The sequence below is a fragment of the Pedococcus soli genome (genome assembly GCF_054782575.1).
On sequence record NZ_BAAGSF010000005.1, the window covers coordinates 22,552 to 41,859 of the forward strand.

Annotated in this window: 23 protein-coding genes and 2 tRNA genes; 9 read left to right on the forward strand and 16 right to left on the reverse strand. The window is 71.5% G+C overall.

Annotated elements, in window-relative coordinates; all coding sequences use genetic code 11:
* The first annotated feature begins 30 nt into the window (after positions 1 to 30).
* From ACYVKF_RS13205 to ACYVKF_RS13215, 3 genes are all read left to right on the forward strand, one after another.
* Positions 31 to 663, forward strand: coding sequence for a DUF1684 domain-containing protein (locus tag ACYVKF_RS13205; RefSeq protein ID WP_460966976.1), 633 nt, complete (start codon positions 31 to 33; stop codon positions 661 to 663).
* The gene (locus ACYVKF_RS13210) at positions 660 to 923 is read left to right on the forward strand and encodes an Ada metal-binding domain-containing protein (protein ID WP_460966978.1); all 264 of its coding nucleotides are present in this window, start codon (positions 660 to 662) and stop codon (positions 921 to 923) included. The genes ACYVKF_RS13205 and ACYVKF_RS13210 overlap by 4 nt, the downstream gene beginning before the upstream one ends.
* Positions 924 to 986: 63 nt before the next feature.
* Complete coding sequence (locus ACYVKF_RS13215; protein WP_460966980.1) at positions 987 to 2,336, forward strand: CoA transferase; 1,350 nt, start codon at positions 987 to 989, stop codon at positions 2,334 to 2,336.
* Here ACYVKF_RS13215 and ACYVKF_RS13220 read toward each other — a convergent pair.
* The 4 genes from ACYVKF_RS13220 to ACYVKF_RS13235 are packed head-to-tail and all read right to left on the reverse strand — an operon-like array spanning position 2,333 to position 4,866.
* Positions 2,333 to 3,082, reverse strand: a complete 750-nt coding sequence (locus ACYVKF_RS13220; RefSeq protein WP_460966982.1) for an energy-coupling factor ABC transporter ATP-binding protein — start codon at positions 3,080 to 3,082, stop codon at positions 2,333 to 2,335. The two genes, ACYVKF_RS13215 and ACYVKF_RS13220, sit on opposite strands and share 4 nt — an antisense overlap.
* Positions 3,079 to 3,840, reverse strand: coding sequence for a cobalt ECF transporter T component CbiQ (gene cbiQ, locus ACYVKF_RS13225; protein ID WP_056917830.1), 762 nt, complete (start codon positions 3,838 to 3,840; stop codon positions 3,079 to 3,081). The genes ACYVKF_RS13220 and cbiQ overlap by 4 nt, the downstream gene beginning before the upstream one ends.
* Position 3,841: 1 nt before the next feature.
* Positions 3,842 to 4,180 carry a PDGLE domain-containing protein gene (locus ACYVKF_RS13230; protein WP_460966985.1) on the reverse strand — a complete coding sequence of 113 codons (339 nt, stop codon included), beginning with the start codon at positions 4,178 to 4,180 and terminating at the stop codon, positions 3,842 to 3,844.
* Positions 4,177 to 4,866 (reverse strand): energy-coupling factor ABC transporter permease, encoded by a 690-nt coding sequence (locus tag ACYVKF_RS13235; RefSeq protein WP_460966987.1) that lies wholly within the window; start codon positions 4,864 to 4,866, stop codon positions 4,177 to 4,179. Before ACYVKF_RS13235 ends, ACYVKF_RS13230 begins: the two co-directional genes overlap by 4 nt.
* Before the next feature lie 163 nt (positions 4,867 to 5,029).
* Between ACYVKF_RS13235 and bcp the strand changes: the two genes are divergently transcribed.
* From bcp to ACYVKF_RS13250, 3 genes are all read left to right on the forward strand, one after another.
* Positions 5,030 to 5,500, forward strand: a complete 471-nt coding sequence (bcp, locus tag ACYVKF_RS13240; RefSeq protein WP_460966989.1) for a thioredoxin-dependent thiol peroxidase — start codon at positions 5,030 to 5,032, stop codon at positions 5,498 to 5,500.
* Between the two features lie 84 nt (positions 5,501 to 5,584).
* Complete coding sequence (locus ACYVKF_RS13245) at positions 5,585 to 5,854, forward strand: DUF3618 domain-containing protein (RefSeq protein WP_056917826.1); 270 nt, start codon at positions 5,585 to 5,587, stop codon at positions 5,852 to 5,854.
* Between the two features lie 64 nt (positions 5,855 to 5,918).
* On the forward strand, positions 5,919 to 6,218 hold the full coding sequence (locus ACYVKF_RS13250; RefSeq protein ID WP_200947851.1) for a GroES family chaperonin: 300 nt from the start codon (positions 5,919 to 5,921) through the stop codon (positions 6,216 to 6,218).
* Here the strand turns inward: ACYVKF_RS13250 and ACYVKF_RS13255 are convergent.
* The 3 genes from ACYVKF_RS13255 to ACYVKF_RS13265 form a co-directional block, all read right to left on the reverse strand.
* Positions 6,209 to 6,709 carry a rhodanese-like domain-containing protein gene (locus ACYVKF_RS13255; RefSeq protein ID WP_460966992.1) on the reverse strand — a complete coding sequence of 167 codons (501 nt, stop codon included), beginning with the start codon at positions 6,707 to 6,709 and terminating at the stop codon, positions 6,209 to 6,211. The two genes, ACYVKF_RS13250 and ACYVKF_RS13255, sit on opposite strands and share 10 nt — an antisense overlap.
* Positions 6,706 to 7,191, reverse strand: coding sequence for a cupin domain-containing protein (locus ACYVKF_RS13260; RefSeq protein WP_056917825.1), 486 nt, complete (start codon positions 7,189 to 7,191; stop codon positions 6,706 to 6,708). The genes ACYVKF_RS13255 and ACYVKF_RS13260 overlap by 4 nt, the downstream gene beginning before the upstream one ends.
* Before the next feature lie 483 nt (positions 7,192 to 7,674).
* Positions 7,675 to 7,848 carry a TraR/DksA family transcriptional regulator gene (locus ACYVKF_RS13265; protein ID WP_369796252.1) on the reverse strand — a complete coding sequence of 58 codons (174 nt, stop codon included), beginning with the start codon at positions 7,846 to 7,848 and terminating at the stop codon, positions 7,675 to 7,677.
* Positions 7,849 to 8,024: 176 nt separating this feature from the next.
* Between ACYVKF_RS13265 and ACYVKF_RS13270 the strand changes: the two genes are divergently transcribed.
* Complete coding sequence (locus ACYVKF_RS13270; protein WP_460966995.1) at positions 8,025 to 8,468, forward strand: MarR family winged helix-turn-helix transcriptional regulator; 444 nt, start codon at positions 8,025 to 8,027, stop codon at positions 8,466 to 8,468.
* Between the two features lie 56 nt (positions 8,469 to 8,524).
* A complete protein-coding gene (locus ACYVKF_RS13275) occupies positions 8,525 to 9,076 on the forward strand; it encodes a sigma-70 family RNA polymerase sigma factor (RefSeq protein ID WP_460966997.1) in 552 nt (183 codons plus the stop codon).
* A 121-nt stretch (positions 9,077 to 9,197) separates the two neighbouring features.
* On the opposite strand, the gene ACYVKF_RS13280 is transcribed toward ACYVKF_RS13275, so the two are convergent.
* The 9 genes from ACYVKF_RS13280 to orn form a co-directional block, all read right to left on the reverse strand.
* Positions 9,198 to 9,273: transfer RNA gene (locus tag ACYVKF_RS13280), tRNA-Lys, on the reverse strand.
* A 57-nt stretch (positions 9,274 to 9,330) separates the two neighbouring features.
* Entirely contained in the window at positions 9,331 to 9,969 is a 639-nt protein-coding gene (locus ACYVKF_RS13285) for a copper resistance CopC family protein (RefSeq protein WP_460966999.1), read from the reverse strand.
* A gap of 126 nt (positions 9,970 to 10,095) precedes the next feature.
* Entirely contained in the window at positions 10,096 to 12,195 is a 2,100-nt protein-coding gene (locus tag ACYVKF_RS13290) for a PKD domain-containing protein (protein ID WP_460967001.1), read from the reverse strand.
* Between the two features lie 52 nt (positions 12,196 to 12,247).
* Positions 12,248 to 12,820, reverse strand: a complete 573-nt coding sequence (lepB, locus tag ACYVKF_RS13295; RefSeq protein ID WP_460967003.1) for a signal peptidase I — start codon at positions 12,818 to 12,820, stop codon at positions 12,248 to 12,250.
* Positions 12,820 to 13,419 carry a hypothetical protein gene (locus ACYVKF_RS13300; RefSeq protein WP_460967004.1) on the reverse strand — a complete coding sequence of 200 codons (600 nt, stop codon included), beginning with the start codon at positions 13,417 to 13,419 and terminating at the stop codon, positions 12,820 to 12,822. The genes lepB and ACYVKF_RS13300 overlap by 1 nt, the downstream gene beginning before the upstream one ends.
* Positions 13,419 to 15,026, reverse strand: coding sequence for a multicopper oxidase family protein (locus ACYVKF_RS13305; RefSeq protein WP_460967006.1), 1,608 nt, complete (start codon positions 15,024 to 15,026; stop codon positions 13,419 to 13,421). The genes ACYVKF_RS13300 and ACYVKF_RS13305 overlap by 1 nt, the downstream gene beginning before the upstream one ends.
* A 177-nt stretch (positions 15,027 to 15,203) precedes the next feature.
* Positions 15,204 to 17,003 carry an alpha/beta hydrolase gene (locus ACYVKF_RS13310; RefSeq protein ID WP_460967009.1) on the reverse strand — a complete coding sequence of 600 codons (1,800 nt, stop codon included), beginning with the start codon at positions 17,001 to 17,003 and terminating at the stop codon, positions 15,204 to 15,206.
* Between the two features lie 176 nt (positions 17,004 to 17,179).
* Positions 17,180 to 17,255 (reverse strand) — tRNA-His (locus tag ACYVKF_RS13315).
* A gap of 133 nt (positions 17,256 to 17,388) precedes the next feature.
* Positions 17,389 to 18,054: an oligoribonuclease gene (gene orn, locus ACYVKF_RS13320; protein WP_460967011.1), complete on the reverse strand. Its 666-nt coding sequence runs from the start codon at positions 18,052 to 18,054 to the stop codon at positions 17,389 to 17,391.
* Between the two features lie 70 nt (positions 18,055 to 18,124).
* On the opposite strand from orn, the gene ACYVKF_RS13325 reads away from it, so the two are divergent.
* Entirely contained in the window at positions 18,125 to 19,300 is a 1,176-nt protein-coding gene (locus tag ACYVKF_RS13325; protein ID WP_056917808.1) for a PrsW family intramembrane metalloprotease, read from the forward strand.
* Positions 19,301 to 19,308: the final 8 nt, after the last annotated feature.

Consider the following 19,308-nt stretch of genomic DNA (forward strand, 5'->3'; position numbering starts at 1 on the left):
AAGCCTGGCGGCGGTCCCTAGGATCGGTGGGTGGACGACATCGAGGACGCGCAGGACCTGCCCAGCAAGAACGCGCTCGACACGGCGTCCTGGCGACGCGAGGTGCACGCCCTCTACCTCGCGATCCGTGCAGAACCCGACCCGGCGACGGCCCACGCGCTCTGGGTCGGGACGAGGTCGCGGCTGTTCCTCGAGCACCCCGCGTCACCCCGGCGCGAGGGGCAGAGCCTGCGCCACGCGCCCTACGACCCGGCGTTCCGGTTCGTCGTGCCGGTGGAGCCGGCGGAGCAGGAGCCGTGGGAGTTCCGGTCCGCGACCGACGGGGTGGTGCCGTTCCGCGGCGCCGGCCGGGTGGCGCTGGACGGGTTGGGCACCCTCGACCTGTGGTGGCTGGACTCCTACGGCGGTGGGCTGTTCCTCCCGGTGCGCGACGGCTCGGCGGGGCAGGAGACGTATGGCGCCGGCCGGTACCTCCTCGACACCGTCAAGGGCACCGACCTGGGCCGCGACGGCGAGGACCGCTGGGTGGTCGACCTCAACTTCGCCTACAACCCGTCCTGTGTCTACGACTACCGCTGGGTCTGTCCCCTCGCCCCCGCCGCCAACCGGTTCGAGGCCCGTGCGGCAGTGGGGGAGCTGCTTCCCGAGGGGTACGACGCATGACCTGGTGGCTGACCGGTCCCGACGGCCAGCCGCACGAGTGCGACGTCCCGGGGACGCTCGGTGGCAACCGCCGCGCCCGGATCTACGGCCGGCTCGACTGCCCGTCCGCGCTGCGGGCGATCAGTCGTGGGGGATACGTCGCCCACCGGGTCTTCTTCGCCGACGCCGCCGCTGCCGTCGCGGCCGGCTACCGCCCCTGCGGCACCTGCCTCCGCGCGGAGTACGCCGCCTGGAAGGGCGCCACGCATCCCGACGCGTGACCGTGTCCAGTGGTCGTGCGTGAGGTGGCGCGCGGTGTGGACAGGCGGCCTACGCTCGAGGATGTGAATCCGTTGCTGCGGCAGGTCCTTCCCGTCCTCGGACTCGATGAGGGGTATGCCGCCGAGCACCTCGACCTCCGAGCCGGCAACGCGTTGCCGTCGGCCCTCCCGGTCAACACCCTGGCCTGTGGCTCGGTCGCTGCGGCCGGGATCGCGGGGCTGGCCCTGCGTGGTGAGGGGCCAGGTGATCGGGTGTCCGTCGACCCCCTCCAGGTGTCGGTGGCGTTCCGGGGCGACCAGCTACACGCCCCCGACGGGTCCGTGGTGAGCGGTTTCGCGCCCCTGTCCGGGTTCTTCCGGGCCCGTGACGGGTGGGTGCGGACCCACGCCAACTACCCGCACCACCGGGCGCGTCTGCTCCGGGCGCTCGCCCTCCCCGAGTCGGCCGGTCGGGACGAGGCAGCCGCGGCGATCGCGGAACGGTCCGCGCAGGAGGTCGAGGACACCGTCACGGCCGACCACGGGATCGCGGTGCGGGTGCGTCCCCTCACCGCGTGGATGGCGTCCGAGCAGTCCGTCGCGGTGGCGAGGCACGACGTCCTCGCCGTCGTCCGCACGGGCGAGGCCGGCGCCATACCGGTGCCGGACCGTCCCCGCGTCCTCGACCTGACGCGTGTCATCGCGGGTCCGGTCGCCACGCGCACCCTGGGGTTCCTGGGGTGCGACGTGCTGCGCGTCGACAGCCCGCACCTGCCGGAGATCGAGGCCCAGCACCTCGAGACGGGGGCAGGGAAGCGGTCGACGCTCGTGGACCTGCACGACACCCGTGCCCGTCAACGGTTCCACGAGCTGCTCGACGGCGCGGACGTGCTCGTCACGGGCTACCGGCCGGGTGCCCTGGAGGTGTTCGGGCTGCACCCCGACGAGCTGGCGCGCTCCCACCCGGCCCTCGTCGTCGCCTCCCTGTCGGCGTGGACGCCGGACGGACCGTGGGGCCGGCGCCGAGGATTCGACAGCATCGTGCAGGCGGCCACCGGTGTCGCGCTCATCGAGTCGGTGGACGGCGAGACCCCCGGTGCCCTTCCGGCCCAGGCGCTGGACCACGCGACGGGGTACCTGCTGGCCGCGGGAGTCCTCGCCGCCCTGAGGAGCCGTGCCGAGGTGGGCGGCACGTGGCGCGTGTCCGCGCACCTGGCGCGGACGGCGCACTGGCTCCTGCAGACCGACGCGCTCGACGGACCCGCGGCCGGTATCGCGGACCCGTCGCCGTGGACCGTCGAGACCTCGACACCGGACGGGACCGTCCTGCAGCCGAGACCGGCGTTCCGGCTCGGTGACGGACCGATCGAGTTCACGCACCCCGCGCACCGGTGGGGGACCGACGACGCCACCTGGTCGGACGGAAGGGCCTAGGGGGCGGGGATCGTCCGGGGGGCGAACCCGAACGGCAGCTCGAGCCGGTGCGCGGCCATCAGCGCGTCGTCGGTGAGCACCTCGCGGGTCGCGTCGTCGGCGACGATGACGCCGTCCGAGAGGACGACGGACCGCGGGCAGAGCTCGTACGCGTACGGGAGGTCGTGCGTGACCATCAGCACCGTCACGTCGAGGGACCGGATGATGTCGGCGAGCTCGCGGCGGGAGGCCGGGTCAAGGTTGGAGGACGGCTCGTCGAGGACGAGCACCTCGGGCTCCATCGCGAGGACGGTGGCGACGGCGACGCGTCTGCGCTGGCCGAACGACAGGTGGTGCGGTGGCCGGTCGATGAAGTCGACCATGCCGACGCGGTCGAGGGCGTCGAGCACCCGACGCTCCAACGCCTGCCCGCGCAGGCCGAGGTTCGCCGGGCCGAACTCCACGTCGGCCCGCACCGTCGGCATGAAGAGCTGGTCGTCGGGGTCCTGGAACACCACACCGACGCGCCTGCGGATCTCCATGAGGTTGTCACGCGTGACCGGGAGCCCCGACACGGCGACCGATCCTGCTCCGGCAGTGAGGATCCCGTTCAGGTGCAGGACCAGGGTGGTCTTGCCCGCGCCGTTGGGGCCGAGGAGCGCGACCCGCTCCCCGCGGTGGACGTGGAGGTCCACACCGAACAACGCCTGGTGCCCGTCAGGGTAGGCGAACGCCAGTCCCTTGACGTCGAGAACCGGTGTGCTCACAGCGCCACCGCCGCGAGGAGGGTGAGGACCGCGATGCCCGGTATGGCGCCCGCGACCCGCCACTGCGCCGGTGTCGCCGTCAGGGGGTGCGTCACGGGGAGCTGCCCCTGGTAGCCGCGCGCCAGCATGGCCAGGTGCACGCGTTCGCCTCTCTCGTAGGACCGGATGAACAACGCGCCTGCGGTCGAGGCCAGGGCGGGCCAGGCCCGGACGGACCTGGCCTGGAAACCGCGCGACTCGCGAGCGATCCGCATCCGGGCGAGCTCGCCGGTGACGACCTCGAGGTAGCGGACCATGAAACCCATGATCTGGACGAGCAGGCTGGGCAGCCGCAGCTTCTCCAGCCCCGCGACGACGTGGCGGGGCTCGGTCGTGGTGGCGACGACGAGGGACGCCATCACCCCGAGGGTGCCCTTCGCGAGCAGGGCCCACGCGGACTCCAGCCCCGGTCGCGACAGGTCGAGCGGCCCGACCGAGACGGTCGGGCCGGTGGCCACGAACGGCACGAGCAGGGCGAACACCACGAACGGCGTCTCGACCACCATCCGCTTGGCGAAGTAGCCGAAGGGCACCCTGCTCGAGCGCTGGGCGACCAGCACGAGCAGGAGGTGGACGCCATACGCCCAGTAGGCGGTGCGCGGGGTGAGGACCACCGCCACGACGAAGGTGAGCAGCGTGACGAGCTTGACGTGCGCGGGGAGGTGGTGGACCCGGGAGTGCCCGTGGAAGTGCAGGTGGTGACCGTGGCCGGCGCCCACCTCAGTCGCCGTGCTGGTCGTGCCCGCGGCGACGGAGCACCGTGAACAGTCCGAAGGCGAGGGCGCCCACGACGGCGACCCCGACGACACCGGCGATGCCGCCCGAGAGGCGCGCGTCACCGATCCCGTGGGTGGCGTACCCCGCGAACGGCGAGCCGCTGGTTGCGTGCCCCTTCTCGCTGGCCAGGAATCCCTTCTCGCCCGCGACGAACATGAGTCCGTCGGGGTGGCTGGAGGCGTAGTAGGAGACCACACCGGCCAGGAACAGAGAGACCAGGACGCCGACCACGACGAGCGTGCGGGTGGAGAGGCGGTGGTGGGACGAGCGGGGCGACGTCATGCCGACACCGCCGTCCGGATGGTCAGCTCGCGTTGCGCGAGAAGGGGTTTCGCGCCGTGGACCAGGTCGGGGCGCGTGAGGACGATGCTCGCGACGGCCAGGGCCGTGATGAGGGCCTCCCCGATGCCGATGACGACGTGCACGCCGACCATCGCGGTGGCGACCGTGGAGAAGGGCACGTCGGCGTTGCCGCCGAGGGCGAAGAGGACGGAGAAGCCCAGGGCAGCGCTGGGGACGGAGACGAGGGCGCCGAGGGCCGCGGCCGGCACCACCATCGCGGTGCGCTTGGGCAGCACGGCCTGGACGAGCTTGAAGACGCCCCAGCCGACCCAGACGCCGACGATGCCCATGAGCGTGATGTTGGTGCCGAGGGCCGTGATGCCGCCGTCGGCCATGAGGATCGCCTGGACGATGAGGACGACCGTAATCGCGAGGGTGGCGGTGAAGGGACCCACCAGCACCGCTGCCAGGGCCCCTCCCAGCAGGTGCCCGGAGGTGCCTGCGGCGATGGGGAAGTTGATCATCTGGGTGGCGAAGACGAACAGGGCCACGAGGCCGGCGAGGGGGGCGGTGCGGTCGTCGAGCTCCCGCCGCGCGCCGCGCAGGGCGACGCCCACGGCGGCCACCGCCACGACCGCGGTCCCGACCGAGGTCGGTGCGTCGAGGAAACCATCGGGGACGTGCACGGGTGCTCCTGCCTGCCGGGGGTGCTGCGGCCGCTGCTGGGATAGGTTTGCCGCAGACCGATCATCACTCTATTGCAAACAGTTCGCAATTACCGGATCGGTCCGGGTCGCTTCCACCCGAAGCCGACCTCGCACCACCGACCCCGTGAGGAGCACCGCGACCGTGAGCGAACGACTGAGCCCCGGCGACGCCGCCCCCGACTTCACCCTGCCCGACGACCAGGGCGGTGAGGTCTCGCTGTCCGGCCTGCGCGGACGCAAGGTCATCGTCTACTTCTACCCGGCCGCGATGACGCCCGGCTGCACGACGCAGGCCTGTGACTTCAGCGACAACATCAACACCCTCCGCGGCGAGGGCTACGAGGTGCTCGGCATCTCACCCGACAGCCCGGCCAAGCTCGCGAAGTTCCGCGAGAAGGACGGCCTGTCCATCACCCTCCTGTCCGACGAGGACCGCGCCGTCATGGACGCGTACGCCGCGTTCGGCGAGAAGAAGCTCTACGGCAAGACCGTCGAGGGCGTCATCCGGAGCACGGTCGTCGTCGACGAGGAGGGCGTCGTCTCGCACGCCTTCTACAACGTCAAGGCCACCGGCCACGTGGCCAAGCTGCGGCGCGACCTCGGGCTCGACTGAGCGCCATGCCGCTGCGCATCTCCCGGGCGCCCGCCTGACCCGATCACCGTGCCCGACCCGATCACCACCCGAGGAGCCATCGCCATGAGCGACCACCACGCCAGCAAGTCCGTGGAGCAGATCGAGGCCGAGATCGCCGCGGCCCGCGACCGCCTCGCCGGCACCGTCGACGAGCTCCACACCCGTACCGCCCCGCAGGAGATCGCCCGCCGCCAGGTGGCGTCCGCCAGGGAGAAGTTCACCGAGGCCACGCGGACGCCCACCGGCGAGCTGCGCACCGAGCGGGTGGCTGCGCTCGCGGCGGCGGCCGTCGCGCTCATCGGCCTCGGGGCCGCCCGCCGTCGTCGTGGCTGAACCCAGCCCATCCGGCGGCCTGTCCGCCTCCTCCCGTGCGGCGGCCGACAGGTTGCCCATCCGCATGCTGCACGACCGCGTGCTGGTCTCCCTGGAGGGGGAGGGCGGCGAACGGCGGTCCGGCGGCGGCATCGTCATCCCCGCCACGGCGTCCGTGGGCAGGCGGCTGGCCTGGGCGACCGTCGTCGCCACCGGCCAGAACGTCCGCCAGGTCGAGGTGGGCGATCGGGTGCTGTTCGACCCCGAGGACCGGGCCGAGGTCGAGCTGCACTCCAAGGACTACGTGCTGCTCCGTGAGAAGGACCTGCACGCCGTGGCCGCGGCCCGCGTCAGCGAGGACGGCCAGACCGGCCTCTACCTCTGAGGCTCGACGGGCAGGCCGGCTTCGCGCCAGGCCCTGAACCCGCCGACCACGTCGGTGGAGCGGTGCACCCCGAGCCGCAGCAGCGCGTCCGCCGCCAGCGACGAGGTGAACCCCTCCTGGCACAGCACGAGCACCCGGGTCTCCCATCCGGCCTGCGGCAGCCGCGCCTCGTGACGGGGGTCGAAGCGCCACTCGAGGACGTTGCGTTCGACGACCAGCGGCCCGAGGTGTGCAGCGACCTCGCCCTCGGCGGCCCGCTGCGCGGCAGGCCGGATGTCGACGAGGAGGGCCCTGCCGTGCAGGACCTCCTGGAAGGCTGCTCGGACGCTGATGCGGCGCAGCCTGCTGCGCGCGTCGGTGAGCTGGTCGTCGATCCCTGCGTAGGCCGGCGCCTCCCAGCCGCGGGCGCGGGACGTGGCCGTGGGGTCGCTGAACAGGCGGGTCTCCCAGTGGACGTCGGACGTGCGGGGAGCCTCGGTCGTGATCGTCACCACTGCTCACCGGCCTTCTCGACGCCGGTGGCGTGCAGGGTGCCGTCGAGCAGCGCGTAGCGGGTCATCCCCCGCAGGGCGGGGGAGTACACGTGCACCGACAGGGCTGGCGTGTCGCCGAGGTTGTGGACGTCGTGGACGTGGTGGCTGCCGAACGAGCGGCCCTCGCCCTCGGTCAGCAGCCGTTCGTGGGCGGTGCGCTGCGACCAGGAGTGCTCGGCCAGGGTCCCCTTGACGGTCAGGAACGCGCCCTCCGAGTCGAGGTGGTCGTGCCACCCGGTGGACGTCCCGACGGGCCAGCCGATCAGCCAGATCTCGAGGTGGTCGGTGGCGTCGAGGCGCTTCCAGGTGCGCTCGGGCGCGTCGAGGTCGACCAGCCGCTCGAGGTCCGGGTCGGTGGCGAACAGGGCGGCGGTGCGGAGCAGCTGGCTACGGGTGAAGCGGTTGATGCCGGGGGTCCCGGCGGTGGTGATGGCGGTCATGGTCCTTCTCCTGCGGGTGGGTCGTCATGGTCTGGGAGGTCGCGGGGATCGCGGCGAGATGCGTGCGGTGGCAACACATTCGGGCCGTGTTCGTGCGACGACAGACCGATCCCTGGATCAGGAGCAGGTCGAGGTGGATGCGGCGGTATGCCGTGTGGCTGGCGGCCATGGAACGTCTCCGGTGGGTTCGGGCGACGCCGCGAAGAGGGCGTCGGGGCTGGTGCGGGCCGGGGTCAGGCGCAGCAGCAACACCGCATGACGCTGCAGCACATGGAGCCCATGTGCGTGCGCATCACTGCGGTGGTCGAAGACATGCCACCAGTGGAGCACGGGTCGGTGGAACCCGTCCACGGTGTTCGGGGTGTGTCTCGCGTGACGGGACGAACCACCCGTTGTTCGTCGTCCCCTCACCCGACCGGTGCCAGCTGGTCGGCGGCAGCTGGTCGCCGCCAGGTGGTCGCCGCCAGCCGGTCGGCGGCAGGGTCAGTGCGAGCGGCCCCGCGACGGCGGGCGCCGGAGGTTCGCACAGGCGAAGCAGGTGGTGGCGTTGGGGAGTGCCTCCAGCCGTTCCGCGCCGATGGGTTCGTTGCAGCTCTCGCAGAGCGTGGTCTGGGGCAGGTCCGGCACGTGTTCGTCTCCTTGGTGGACTCCTACCATCCCACGCTCGGGCGGGCCCTTCCGCCACGGCCGAGGTCCGTCACCCACTGGTCGCGGCCGTGGTGGCCTCGCGCCCGGTGTCACCTGTTCGGTCAGAGCCTCGCCGGGGAGGGCTGCTGGGCGCGCGAATGGTTCACGCGTGATCTATGTTGCTCGTGGCCGACGAAGGAGTGCCGATGACGACGTCCAGCAATCTGCGACTGAACGACCAGCTCTGCTTCGCCCTGTATGCCGCGACGAACCTGGTGACCCGGGCGTACCGGCCCCTGCTCGAGGCGATCGGGCTCACGTACCCGCAGTACCTGGTGATGCTCGTGCTGTGGGAGTCCGACGGCCGGCCCGTCCGTGAGATCGCCGACCGGCTGCAGCTGTCGTCAGCCGCCATCAGCCCCATCCTCGGTCGTCTCGAGGAGGCCCAGCTCGTGCTGCGCGACCACGACTCGGCCGACGCCCGGGCCCTCAAGGTCCGGCTCACGGCGAAGGGGGCTGCCCTGGAGTCCGGGGCGTCGCGGGCACAGCTGAACGTCGTCGAGCAGACGGGCCTGTGCGGCGGGGAGCTGGCCGACCTGCGCGAGGGCCTGCACGACCTCATGATGCGCATGACGGTGCGCGACCTGTGACGGCCGCCGGTGTCGCGCGGCCCATCGATGGCTGGCTCGAGTAGCCTGACGAGACCGTGACGTTGGCCGCCCTGCTGGGTCGGTGTGCCTCCGGGGACGAGGCTGCGTTCGAGGAGGTGTACTCGGCGACGGCGGCGCGGGTCTTCGGGTTGGTGCTGCGCGTCGTGGTCCAGCACGCGCTGGCGGAAGAGGTCACCCAGGACGTGTTCGCATCCGTGTGGGCCCAGGCCGACAGGTTCGACCCGTCCCGCGGCAGCGCCGCCGGGTGGATCCTCACCATCGCGCACCGACGGGCCGTGGACCAGGTGCGCAGCGTCAGTGCGAGTCGCACCCGTGACGACCTGTGGACGCGGAAGGTGACGCCGTCGCCGTCGGACACCACGGCGGAGGCGGTGCACTCCTCCTTCGAGGCGGCGCGGGTCCGAGGCGCCTTGTCGGCGCTGACGGTGAAGCAGCGCACCGCCATCCAGCTGGCCTACTTCCACGGGCTGACGTACACCGAGGTCGCGGCGCACCTGGCGATCCCGCAGGGGACCGCGAAGACGCGCATCAGGGACGGGCTGCGCTCGTTGGCGAACGCCCTGGACGCCGTGCCGTTGGGGGGATGACGAGGTCGCGGGTGACGAGCGACCGCGGCACCTCCCCCTCGGGCGTCGCCGGGACCAGCGCTTCGGTCCCGGAGATGCAGAAGAGCCGGCCACGTGGTGGTGACCGGCTCTTCCGACTGGGTGGTGCGCCATCAGGGACTCGAACCCCGAACCCGCTGATTAAGAGTCAGCTGCTCTGCCAATTGAGCTAATGGCGCGCGAGGAGAGACATTAGCAGGACGATGCCGGGGACGTGAAATCGGCTCCGCGGCGCATCAGGACGACCCGCGTCGACGCGCTGCGGCGACCAGCGCGGTACCTGCCGCGACGGCCAGCGCGCCGACCCCGACCGCGAGTCCGATGCGCACCGTCCGGCCGTCACCCTCTGCGGAAGGCGTTGCGGTGGTGGGGCTTTCGTCGGTGCTGGTGGAGCTGGTCGTGGACGTCGGGGTGTCGCCGCCGGGGGTCATGGTCGGTTCGGGCGAGGTGCTGGTCGACGAGGTGGCGGACGCGCCCTTGACGGTGAACCTCGTGGTGTCCGAGACGGGGTGGCCGTCCTCGCTGACGACGCGGAACGCCACCGTGTACTTCCCGGCCGGGAGTCCGTCCGTGAGCGCCTGGGTGACGGTCGTGCCGTCCACCCTGGGGCGGCCGCTGCTCGCGGTGCCCGACGGGCCGGTGACCGTCACGGTGGCGAAGCTGGTGCTGATCGGCTCGTTGAACTCCAGGACGACCTGGCTCGGGGCCGTGGCCACCTGGGCGCCGTCGGCCGGGGTGACCGACTTCAGCGCCGCGTGGGCGTCCGCGGCGACGGCGGTGATGATCGAGGAGAGCACCCCGAGGAGCAGCCCCAGCACGGCCACCCACACGGTGATCTTGACGGTCCTGCGCTTGCGGTCTGATTCGAGGAACACGTCACCCATCCTGCCCGAGGCGCATGGAAGGGGTGACCGAGCGTCGGGCTTGCGAGCCGTGCGGAGGTGCAGCGCCCGCCTGCGGGGAGCCTGTGACTGCTCCCCGCGGGCGGGCCGCACGATCGGTCAGCTGGTGACGGAGACCGGTATCGCGAGTCGGGTGAAGCCCAGCGTCGACTCCACCGAGACCGTGGGAGTGGGTGCCGTGTTCTGCGCGGGGACGTCCCGCTTGAACGACCACGTCCCGTCGGCGGTGCTGACGACCGCCGTCCCGAGGACCGGGCTGGCGAGGGTCGGCCCGGCGTGGATGGTGATGGTCTGCCCTGCCGCGAACGGCGAGGCGGTGCCGGTGATGATCCACTGGCCGCGGGTGCGGAAGCGGGTCGTCACCGAGGTGGTGTCGAGCACCGGCGTGACCTGGACGCTGGACGTCGCCGTACCGGTCGGTCCCGTGACCGTGAGGGTGAAGGCCAGCGGCGTGTTGGTGCTGCCGCGGGCCGCGCTGAACGTCGGGTAGGTGAAGCTCGGGGACAGGACGTCGGCGAGCGGGCCGACCGGGTCACCGGCCGTCTGGGTCCAGCGGTAGGTGCTGGCGCCGGTGGCTGAGCCCGAGAGGGTCACCTTCGTGCCGCGGGCCACGGACTGGTTGGGTCCGGCGCTGGCCGTCGGCGGGTCGAGCGGCACGGGCAGCACCGTCACCGTCGACGTCGAGGTGTCGACCTGGCCCGACACACCGGTCGTCGTGACCGTGAAGTGCAGCACCGTCTCCGTCGTGGGGGCGGTGAACGAGGCACGGGCGGTGGCGGCGCCGGTCAGCTGCACGACGGGCTCGCCGTCGGCCGGTGTCTGGCTCCAGGCGTAGCTCGCGATCTCCCCGCTCGTCGCACCGGCGTCGAGCGTCACCGCGGCGCCCTGCTGGACCCGCTGGTCGGCTCCTGCCGAGGCGATGACCGGCGTGGGCTCGAGCACCCCGCCGTCGGGCACCGTGGACTCGGTCGACGAGCCGCCACGGTCGGACGTGACGGTGATCGTCGGGGGCACGGCGGTGACGTCCGGGAACGTGGTCGTGCCCCCCGAAAGCACCCCGAAGCCGGGGACGGTGAGGACGGCGTCCGGGTCGGACGACCTCGCAGACACGGACAGCTTGGTGCCGTCGAAGCTGGCGTCGGTGACCGTGACGACGTCCTTGAGCACCGCCGTCTTGGACGACACCGGGACGTCACCGGCGTTGAGCACCTTCACCGTCGCGGGCTTGTGGGCGTAGTGGATGCGGCCGAAGTAGCGGCCGTCGTCCGCGGTGAGGGTGGTGTTGACGATTCCCGCCGCCGGGTCGGTGGCGACCTGGAGGGACTGGCCCGGCTCGGAGCTGGCGAAGACCGACAGGATCCCGGCGTCGGAGCCGGGGGAGTCGGGTTCGTAGGTCGCCGAGTCGATGGTCACGCCGGAGTTCGTCGCCAGCTTGCCCGAGACGGTGAACAGGGACGTGCGGGCGACCTCGACCCCGCGGCTGTCGACCACGGACAGGTAGTTCTGCGGCTGGCCCGCCGCGTCGCGGTACGGACTCCCGGTGATCGCGTGCTCGATGGCGGGGTCGCCGAGGTACCCGGCCGGGGCGCCGGCGGTCCACCGCAGGAAGGGCGAGTGGCGACCCTTGAGGGCGCCGGTGAAGTCGCCCGGCGTGAGCCCCACGTCGTCGGTGACGAAGACGAGGTTCTTGTCGCTCGCGGTGACGCGCTCGACGCCATACGGGTGGATGACGGTGTATGTCGTGCCGGCCGGCACGTTCGTGATCTTGATGCGGACCCGGCTGAAGACCATCTGGTCGCCGTCGAGGACGGGGCCGCCGCCGAACGCGCCCTCCAGGGCGAGGTCGGCGATCACCTTGCCACCGTTGGGCATGGTGGTCGTGGCGTTGGCGCGCTGGTAGAAGAACTCCTCCGGGAAGTTGTCCGGGAAGCTGATCGGCTGGGTGTCGTCGGGGAGGTCCCCGGGAAGGAACCCGCACAGCGGGTCCTGGGCGTCCAGGCACGCGTCGAGCCGGACGCTCGGCGTGCTGCTGTCCCGATACCAGACCGGGAAGCCGTTCTCGCTGCTGACCGGTCCCACCTGGGTGAGGTGGTCCAGGGGCACCCGGGTCGAGATGGTGTCGGCCGAAGCCAGGGTCGCGGCGAGTGGGACCGCCAGGGCCACGGCCACCAGGCCGCGCAGAAGTCTCCGCTGAGTCATGGTTGTCTCCCTCATGAGGCTATGTCCGCAGATCGGCGGACAAATGGTGACGCTAGGAACGAGCCCTTCGGAAAACCTTGGGGTCCGGTGGCCAGAGCCGCGCGACCACGACGCCTTCGAGGGCGGACAACGGCAACGGTCCGAGTCGGCGGGAGTCCACCGAGTCGGCCCGGTTGTCGCCGAGGACGAAGAGCTGTCCAGGGGGGACCGTGACCGGTCCGAACCAGGTGCCGTCCACGGAGGGCTGGTCGAGCCAGGGTTCGTCGACGAGCGCGCCGTCGACGACCAGCCGGCCGTCGGCGATGCCCACCTCGTCGCCTGCGGTCGCCGCGACCCGCTTGACGAGGTCCTCACCGTCGGGCGCACGGACGACGACGACGGTCCCGCGTCGGGGCAGCTCGGCGCCGGAGCGCCACGTCCGCAGCAGGAGGTGGTCGCCGGGGCGGTAGGTCGGTTCCATGCTGTGGGCCTGCACCCGGACCGGGCGGGCCACGCACGTCAGGACGACGACCAGGGCGAGGAGGACGACCAGCGTGGTCGTGGCCCATCGACCAGGGCGCCCGGACGGTGTCCGGGAGGCGTCCGGGTCCGCGCCCAGGACCGCGGCAGGCGGGACCCGCGTCATCAGGCGCGAAGGAGCAGGGCGGCCGCCCACAGGCTCACCCCGACCCCGAGGACGAGGTTGGTCGCGACGGCGCGCTGGCGTGCGGGGAGCACGGCGAGCAGGGCCACGACGAGTGCCAGCTCGGCGCCGAGGGCGAGCAAGTCCAGGGCTCCCACGGCCTCGACCCCCACCCGGCCCTCGAGCCCCGGCATCACCGGCATGCCGGGCCCGATGGTCCCAGGGATGGGTTGGTGCACCAGGGCGGCACTGCCGTGGCCGGCGTGCCCGGAGGCGCTGCCCGCGAACGCCGGGAGCCCGATCGTGCGACTGGCGACGTAGAGCAGGACGACCCCCACGGTGCCGACCAGGCCGAGGTGCGCGAGCCGCACGGTCGGGGCGTGCAGGAGGCCCCATGCCAACCCCGCCTGGCCGAGCGCCAGCAGCACGAAGAACCCGCCGTGCAGCACGGAGTCGCGGAGGTGCTCGGGGGCGACGCCGAGGTGGACGGCAGCCGCCACCGCCGCGGCGGCCGCTGCAGTCCACGCGGCGGTGGTCCCCGTGGCGAGCCGGGTGTCGGCGCTGTCGGTGCGGACGTCGCCGACGTAGGTCTCGGCCGACATCAGCCGGCCACCGGGTCGTCGTCGGGCGGCTCCGGCAGCGACTGGCACGGGTCGCCGAGCGGATCGTCACCGGCCTCGGGGCCGAGCACCTCGAACTGGCTCATCATGTCGTGGTCCTCGTGCACGAGGTTGTGACAGTGGATCATGTACTTGCCCCGCCCCTCGAACCGGGCGAGCACCCGGACCGTCTCGTTCTCGCCCACGTAGACCACGTCCTTGGGGCCGAGCTCGTGCGGCATCGGCGGCTTGCCGTTGCGGTCGACGACCTTGAAGTCGATGAGGTGGATGTGCGTGGGGTGGAACCAGCCGCCCGACAGGTTGCGGATCTCCCACAGCTCGACGTCGCCGTCGTGCGGGCTGGCCTCGACGAGGGAGTGGCCGCTGGCGACCACGTCGTCCCACGTGTGGCCGTTGATGGTGAACTTGCTGTTCGACCGGACGAGGTCGATGCGGCGGGTGGCCACGGCGTCCGAGACCTGCAGGGCCATGACCGGGTTGGTGGGGTTGAGCTGGTCGGGCACGGAGTTGCCGGTCGGGTCGAAGTCGTCCCCGACGACGGTGAAGGCCATCACCTTGTCGGTGTTGGTGTAGTTGATGTTGTTCTTCGGGCTGGTGTTCTTGAGCACCACCCGTCGGCCGACGGGGTACTTGCTGAAGTCGATGACGACCTCGTACCGCTCAGCCATCCCGTGCCGGAACGACTTGACCACTTGCGGTGACGGCATGAAGCCGCCATCCGTGGCGATGACGGTGAACGGCTCGCCCGAGTCCAGGGACCAGGCGTAGGACCGGGAGATCGAGGCGTTCAGCAGCCGGAAACGGTACTTGCGGCGCTTGACCTTCATGACCGGCCACGGGCGCCCGTTGACGAGGATGACGTCGCCGTACATCCCCGACTCGTCGTTGTTGTTCCACAGCAGGGAGCCGTCGTTCCGGAACATCGCGTCGCTGACGATGAGTGGCACGTCGAACTCCCCGTGCGGGATGGGCAGCGAGCGCTCGAGGGGATCGTGCAGGTGGTACTGCGCGGCGAGCCCCATGAGCACGTTCTCGGCGGTGTGGTGGACGCCGTGGTCGTGGTACCAGAGCGTCCGTGCGGCCTGGAAGTTCGGGTACTGGTAGTCCTTGTACTGACCGGGGTTGGTGACGTCGCTGGCGTAGCCGTCGTACTGCGGCTTGGAGGCCGACCCGTGCAGGTGGACGGACGTCCACGGCGCGTACTTGAGCACCGGGTGCCGCGCCGGGAGGTTGTTGACGTGGCGGACCACGGCCTGTCGCCCCTGCTCGACCGAGATGGTCGGGCCCGGGACCAGCCCGTTGTAGCCCCACAAGGGCGTCTTGAACCCGGGGAGCACGTCCGCCATCAAGGGCTTCATCTCGACGCGGTAGTGGTCGGTCGTCCCGTAGCTGCGGTAGGGCGCGAGCACGGGTGGCGTGGCGAACGGGACGGTGAACGGCACGGGCAGCTTGCTCGCGGGCATCCTCGCGTCGAGGACCGAGCCGGCGTTCACCGAGCGCTCCAACGGGAACGCGAGCGCTGCGCTCCCGAGCACGCCGGCCTTGAGCAGGTCCCGACGGGACAGTGGTGCGGACTGTGGTGCGGACATGGATGTGTTCCCCCTCCTGCGATGTGCGGCGAGGCTAGGAGGGGCGCCTTGGGGAAATCTTTGGCCGCTGACGAGGTTTCGCACCGCACCGGGACGCCGACAGGGCGCCTCGTGCGAGACGCCCTGTCGGGTGGTGCGGGTGGTGCGGTGCTGCGGAGTCCTTGCGGAGTGCTCCGGTCAGAGGCGGGGGAGAGCCCCCTGGACCGGTGCCACCACCGGCGGCAGGATGCGACTCGTACCGCTCTGGCGCAGCTGTTCCTGCGGCTGCTCGATCGGGTCGGTGAACGGCTGCTGGTCACCGACGCACCGGGTGCCCACCGGCGGCACCGCGGCAGTCAGCAGGTACGTGTCCACGGCCTTGGTGACGCACTCGGACGTGCCGTATGCCGTGTGGCCCCAGCTGTTGCTGGACACCAGCCGACTGTTCGGCAGCAGCGTGGACGCCTTGACCGCGCCGGCGTAGTTGGTGGCGGGGTCCCAGTAGTTGCCCACGACGAGCACGGGGTTGGCGGTCCGCTTGGTGAATGGCCCGCGGTAGGCGTCCTCGTCGGTCGCCGTCCACGTCGAGGACGCGCACGGGGCCGACGCCCACGACCAGAGCGGTCCGAAACCGGGGGCGTTGCGCTGCGCGGTCGCCGTGAAGTAGGGCCACAGGCGTGCTGAGCTGGGGTTGGTCCCGTCGCTGCACAGCACCGACTGGAACGCCTCGGGGGAGTTGTCGTACGGGAAGCCCCATCCGGCCCTCGCACCGGCCTTGGCGAGCTTGACCTTGGCGGCGCGGTCAGCGGCAGCCTTCGTCTCGGCGCGGGCCAGGAGGGCAGCAGCGGCCCGTCGGGTGGCCGCCTTGCGAGCCATCGGGTCCTGCGTGATCGAGACGATGCTGCTGAGGTCCCAGTCGACGAACATCGAACCGTCGGGGCTGTAGAGGTCACCCAGCAGCATCGCGGTGGCGGTGGCGTAGTCGAGGGTGAAGAAGACCTCACCGGTCTCGGGGTCGGAGATGACGATCGGATTGGCCCTCAGGTCGGCCATCGCCTGCGTGAACAGCGTCCGCGGGTCACCCATGGCGGCCAGGTTGCAGAAGTCGGGCCCGGACGTCTTGCAGAGGTCGAGGATCTTCACCAGGGCGCGGTAGGCACCCTCGCCCGACTTGAGGCGCTGGGTCTGCGGCTCGGGGGTCGCACCCTGGCTGCCCGACCACGCGACGGGGTCGAGCACACCGTCGATGGCCACCGCACGGACGCGGTCCGGGAACATGTTCGCGTAGACCTGGCCGAGGTAGGTGCCGTAGGAGAACCCGAGGTAGGAGAGCTTGGTGTCGCCGAAGGTGCGCCGCAGCACGTCCATGTCGCGGGCGACCTCTGCGGTCGACATCGACGACACGAGGGGCTGCCCCGTGGTCGAGCAGGTCTTGCCGAAGGTCATGGCCGACTTGATGTAGGCCTCGCGCTGGCCCGCCGTCGTGGGGAACGGCGTGTTGAGCCCTGACAGGGCCTTCGCCTGGGCCCCGAGGTCCTTGAAGCACCGCACGTTGTCGCTGAAGTTGGTGCCGCGGGGGTCGACCCCGACGATGTCGAACTTCGCCAGGACGTCCGGACCGAGGAAGAACGGGGCCGCGGCGGCGAACTGCACGCCCGAGCCGCCGGGTCCGCCGGGGTTGAGGAAGAGCGTCCCGATCTTCTTCTTCGGGTCGGCGACCTTGACCCGGAACAGGGCCACCTCGGTGGTGGCGCCCTTGGGCTGGTCGTAGTCGACGGGCAGGCGCACGGTGCCGCAGGCGCCGCGCGGCGTGATCACGCTGCAGTCGAACCAGGTGATCTTGGGGACCGGCAGGGAGTCGACCCGGCGGGCCTCGACCGCACTCGTGCGGTCGGGTGCCGGTGTGGCTCCGGAGGCCGCGGTGGTCGTGGCCGGCACCACCACCGCCCCGGCGACGAGGAACGCGAGCGCGCCCCCCAGCAGACGTCGAACCGACATGACCTTCCCCCTTCGTCGTGCCGTACGACCACCCGTGTGCGGTCCCCCCGGCCGCTGCACATCCTGACGCCGCGAGCGCAGCCACGGCAAGCAAATGCTCGAACTTGCGCAAAGTCGCACGGAAAACGCCGAACGGCCCCGGGTCTGCATCTCTGCAGACCCGGGGCCGTTCGGTATGGGGTGAGCGACGGGGCTTGAACCCGCGACCCCCGCGACCACAACGCGGTGCTCTACCAGCTGAGCTACGCCCACCATGCGACACGACCGGACAATGGAGCCGGCCGCGTAAGCGTGGACCATCGTACCTGCTCCGGGGCAGTGCTCGTGACCACCCCGGGTGGGTCCCTGCGGCGCGGACCGTGGTCCGCGCCATACGTGCTCGCGATCATGCGGGGGAGCCGCCGGCGTCCGCGACGGGCTCGGTGCCGTGGTCGACGACGTGACGGGCCGCGATGGACTTGGCGGTGACGCTGTCGGGACCGGGCTGGGCCACGAACACGGCCTCGCGGTAGTAGCGCAGCTCGGCGATGGACTCGCGGATGTCCGCGAGCGCGCGGTGGCCACCGGACTTCTTGGGGGAGCTGAAGTAGGCGCGGGGGTACCAGCGCCGCGACAGCTCCTTGATCGAGGACACGTCGATGATGCGGTAGTGCAGGTGGGCCTCGAGCTCGGCCATGTCGCGCAGGAGGAAGTTGCGGTCGGTGCCGACGGTGTTGCCGCCCAGGGGGGCCTTGCGCGGCTCTGGCACCCACTCGCGGACGTAGTCGAGCACCAGCTTCTCCGCGGCCTCCATCGTGGTGCCGCCGGCCAGCTCGTCCAGCAGGCCGGATGACGTGTGCATGTTGCGCACGAAGTCGTCCATCTGCTCGAGCGCCTCGGCGGGCGGTGCGATCACGACGTCGACACCGTCGCCGAGCTGGTTGAGCTCGAAGTCGGTCACGAGCGCCGCGACCTCGATGAGGGCGTCGTTCTCGAGGGACAGCCCGGTCATCTCGCAGTCGATCCAGACGATGCGGTCGTTGACGGAGCGGTCGGTGGGGTTCTGCGTCACCCGCACACCCTATGGCCACCCCCGGACACGTGCCCCGCGTCGCGGGGCCCGCTGCACTAGCCTGCCCGTCATGACGTGGGGACAAGAGGCGGGGCATGCCGCCGGCGCGCCCGGGGCGGCCCCCTCCGGTCCGGTGCGGCGCAGCGGCCGTGGGACGTTGCGGCGGTGGCTGCTCGCGGGCGTCATCGTCATCGGTTTCGCCCTGGCCGCGGTCGTCCTCGCCGTCTACTACGGGGCCACGCTCGGCGTCGTGACGAGCCTGCTCGCCATCCTGCTCGCAGCGATCCCGCTCGGCGTCGTCATCCCGACCTTCCTGTGGCTCGACCGGTTCGAGGCCGAGCCGACCCGGTACCTGCTCGTGGCGTTCGGGTGGGGCGCCCTCGTCGCGGCACTGCTGGCCGGGATCTTCAACACCGGCGCCAACATCGCGTTCCAGGCCGCCACCGGCGGGACCGAGACTGCAGGCCTGGCCACGGCGATCTTCTCCGCGCCGCTGGTGGAGGAGGCGGTCAAGGGGCTGCTGGTGCTCCTGGTCTGGCGCCTGCGTCGACGCGAGTTCGACGGGATCATCGACGGGATGGTCTATGCCGGGATCGTCGCCGCCGGCTTCGCCTTCACCGAGAACATCCAGTACCTCGGCCTGGCCTACGCCGACGGCGGGGACGCGGCCCTCACCGGGACGTTCATCGCCCGGTGCCTGTTCACGCCGTTCGCCCACCCGATCTTCACGGTGATGACGGGCATCGGGATCGGGATCGCGGCCACCACCCGCAGCCGGGTCCTCAAGGTCGCCGCACCGGTGGCGGGGTACGTCCTCGCCGCCCTGCTGCACGCGATCTGGAACCTGGCTGCCGTCACCGGAGGCGCCGGGCTGGTCACCGTCTACCTGTTCGTCGAGGTGCCGATCTTCGTGGCGTTCGGCGCGCTCGTGGTGTGGGCCCGTCGACGCGAGGGGCGGCTCATCGGCCGCTACCTCAGCGCGTACGCCGACGCCGGCTGGCTCTCGCCCAGCGAGGTGCAGATGCTGTCGACCATGGCGGGTCGGCGCAGCGCACGGGTGTGGGCGCGGTCGGCCGGGCGTGCGTCGCTGGCGTCGATGCGCAGCTTCCAGGACTCCGCCAGCGAGCTCGCCCTCCTCCGTGCGCGCATGCACCACAGCGCAGCCGACGACCAGGCCCTGCAGACCGAGCGCGAGCTGCTCGACGCGCTGACGGCGCGACGCCGGGAGTTCCTCGGCGCGTACTAGCGTGCAGG

Excerpts from the sequence above, each read along its gene's own strand:
- ACYVKF_RS13290 (WP_460967001.1), bottom strand. The coding sequence starts at position 12,195 with ATGACTCAGCGGAGACTTCTGCGCGGCCTGGTGGCCGTGGCCCTGGCG.
- ACYVKF_RS13305 (WP_460967006.1), bottom strand. The coding sequence starts at position 15,026 with ATGTCCGCACCACAGTCCGCACCACTGTCCCGTCGGGACCTGCTCAAG.
- ACYVKF_RS13210 (WP_460966978.1), top strand. The coding sequence starts at position 660 with ATGACCTGGTGGCTGACCGGTCCCGACGGCCAGCCGCACGAGTGCGAC.
- ACYVKF_RS13325 (WP_056917808.1), top strand. The coding sequence starts at position 18,125 with ATGACGTGGGGACAAGAGGCGGGGCATGCCGCCGGCGCGCCCGGGGCG.
- ACYVKF_RS13270 (WP_460966995.1), top strand. The coding sequence starts at position 8,025 with ATGACGACGTCCAGCAATCTGCGACTGAACGACCAGCTCTGCTTCGCC.
- ACYVKF_RS13310 (WP_460967009.1), bottom strand. The coding sequence starts at position 17,003 with ATGTCGGTTCGACGTCTGCTGGGGGGCGCGCTCGCGTTCCTCGTCGCC.
- ACYVKF_RS13260 (WP_056917825.1), bottom strand. The coding sequence starts at position 7,191 with ATGACCGCCATCACCACCGCCGGGACCCCCGGCATCAACCGCTTCACC.
- ACYVKF_RS13265 (WP_369796252.1), bottom strand. The coding sequence starts at position 7,848 with ATGGTAGGAGTCCACCAAGGAGACGAACACGTGCCGGACCTGCCCCAG.
- lepB (WP_460967003.1), bottom strand. The coding sequence starts at position 12,820 with ATGACGCGGGTCCCGCCTGCCGCGGTCCTGGGCGCGGACCCGGACGCC.
- ACYVKF_RS13300 (WP_460967004.1), bottom strand. The coding sequence starts at position 13,419 with ATGTCGGCCGAGACCTACGTCGGCGACGTCCGCACCGACAGCGCCGAC.
- ACYVKF_RS13245 (WP_056917826.1), top strand. The coding sequence starts at position 5,585 with ATGAGCGACCACCACGCCAGCAAGTCCGTGGAGCAGATCGAGGCCGAG.
- ACYVKF_RS13230 (WP_460966985.1), bottom strand. The coding sequence starts at position 4,180 with ATGACGTCGCCCCGCTCGTCCCACCACCGCCTCTCCACCCGCACGCTC.
- ACYVKF_RS13250 (WP_200947851.1), top strand. The coding sequence starts at position 5,919 with ATGCTGCACGACCGCGTGCTGGTCTCCCTGGAGGGGGAGGGCGGCGAA.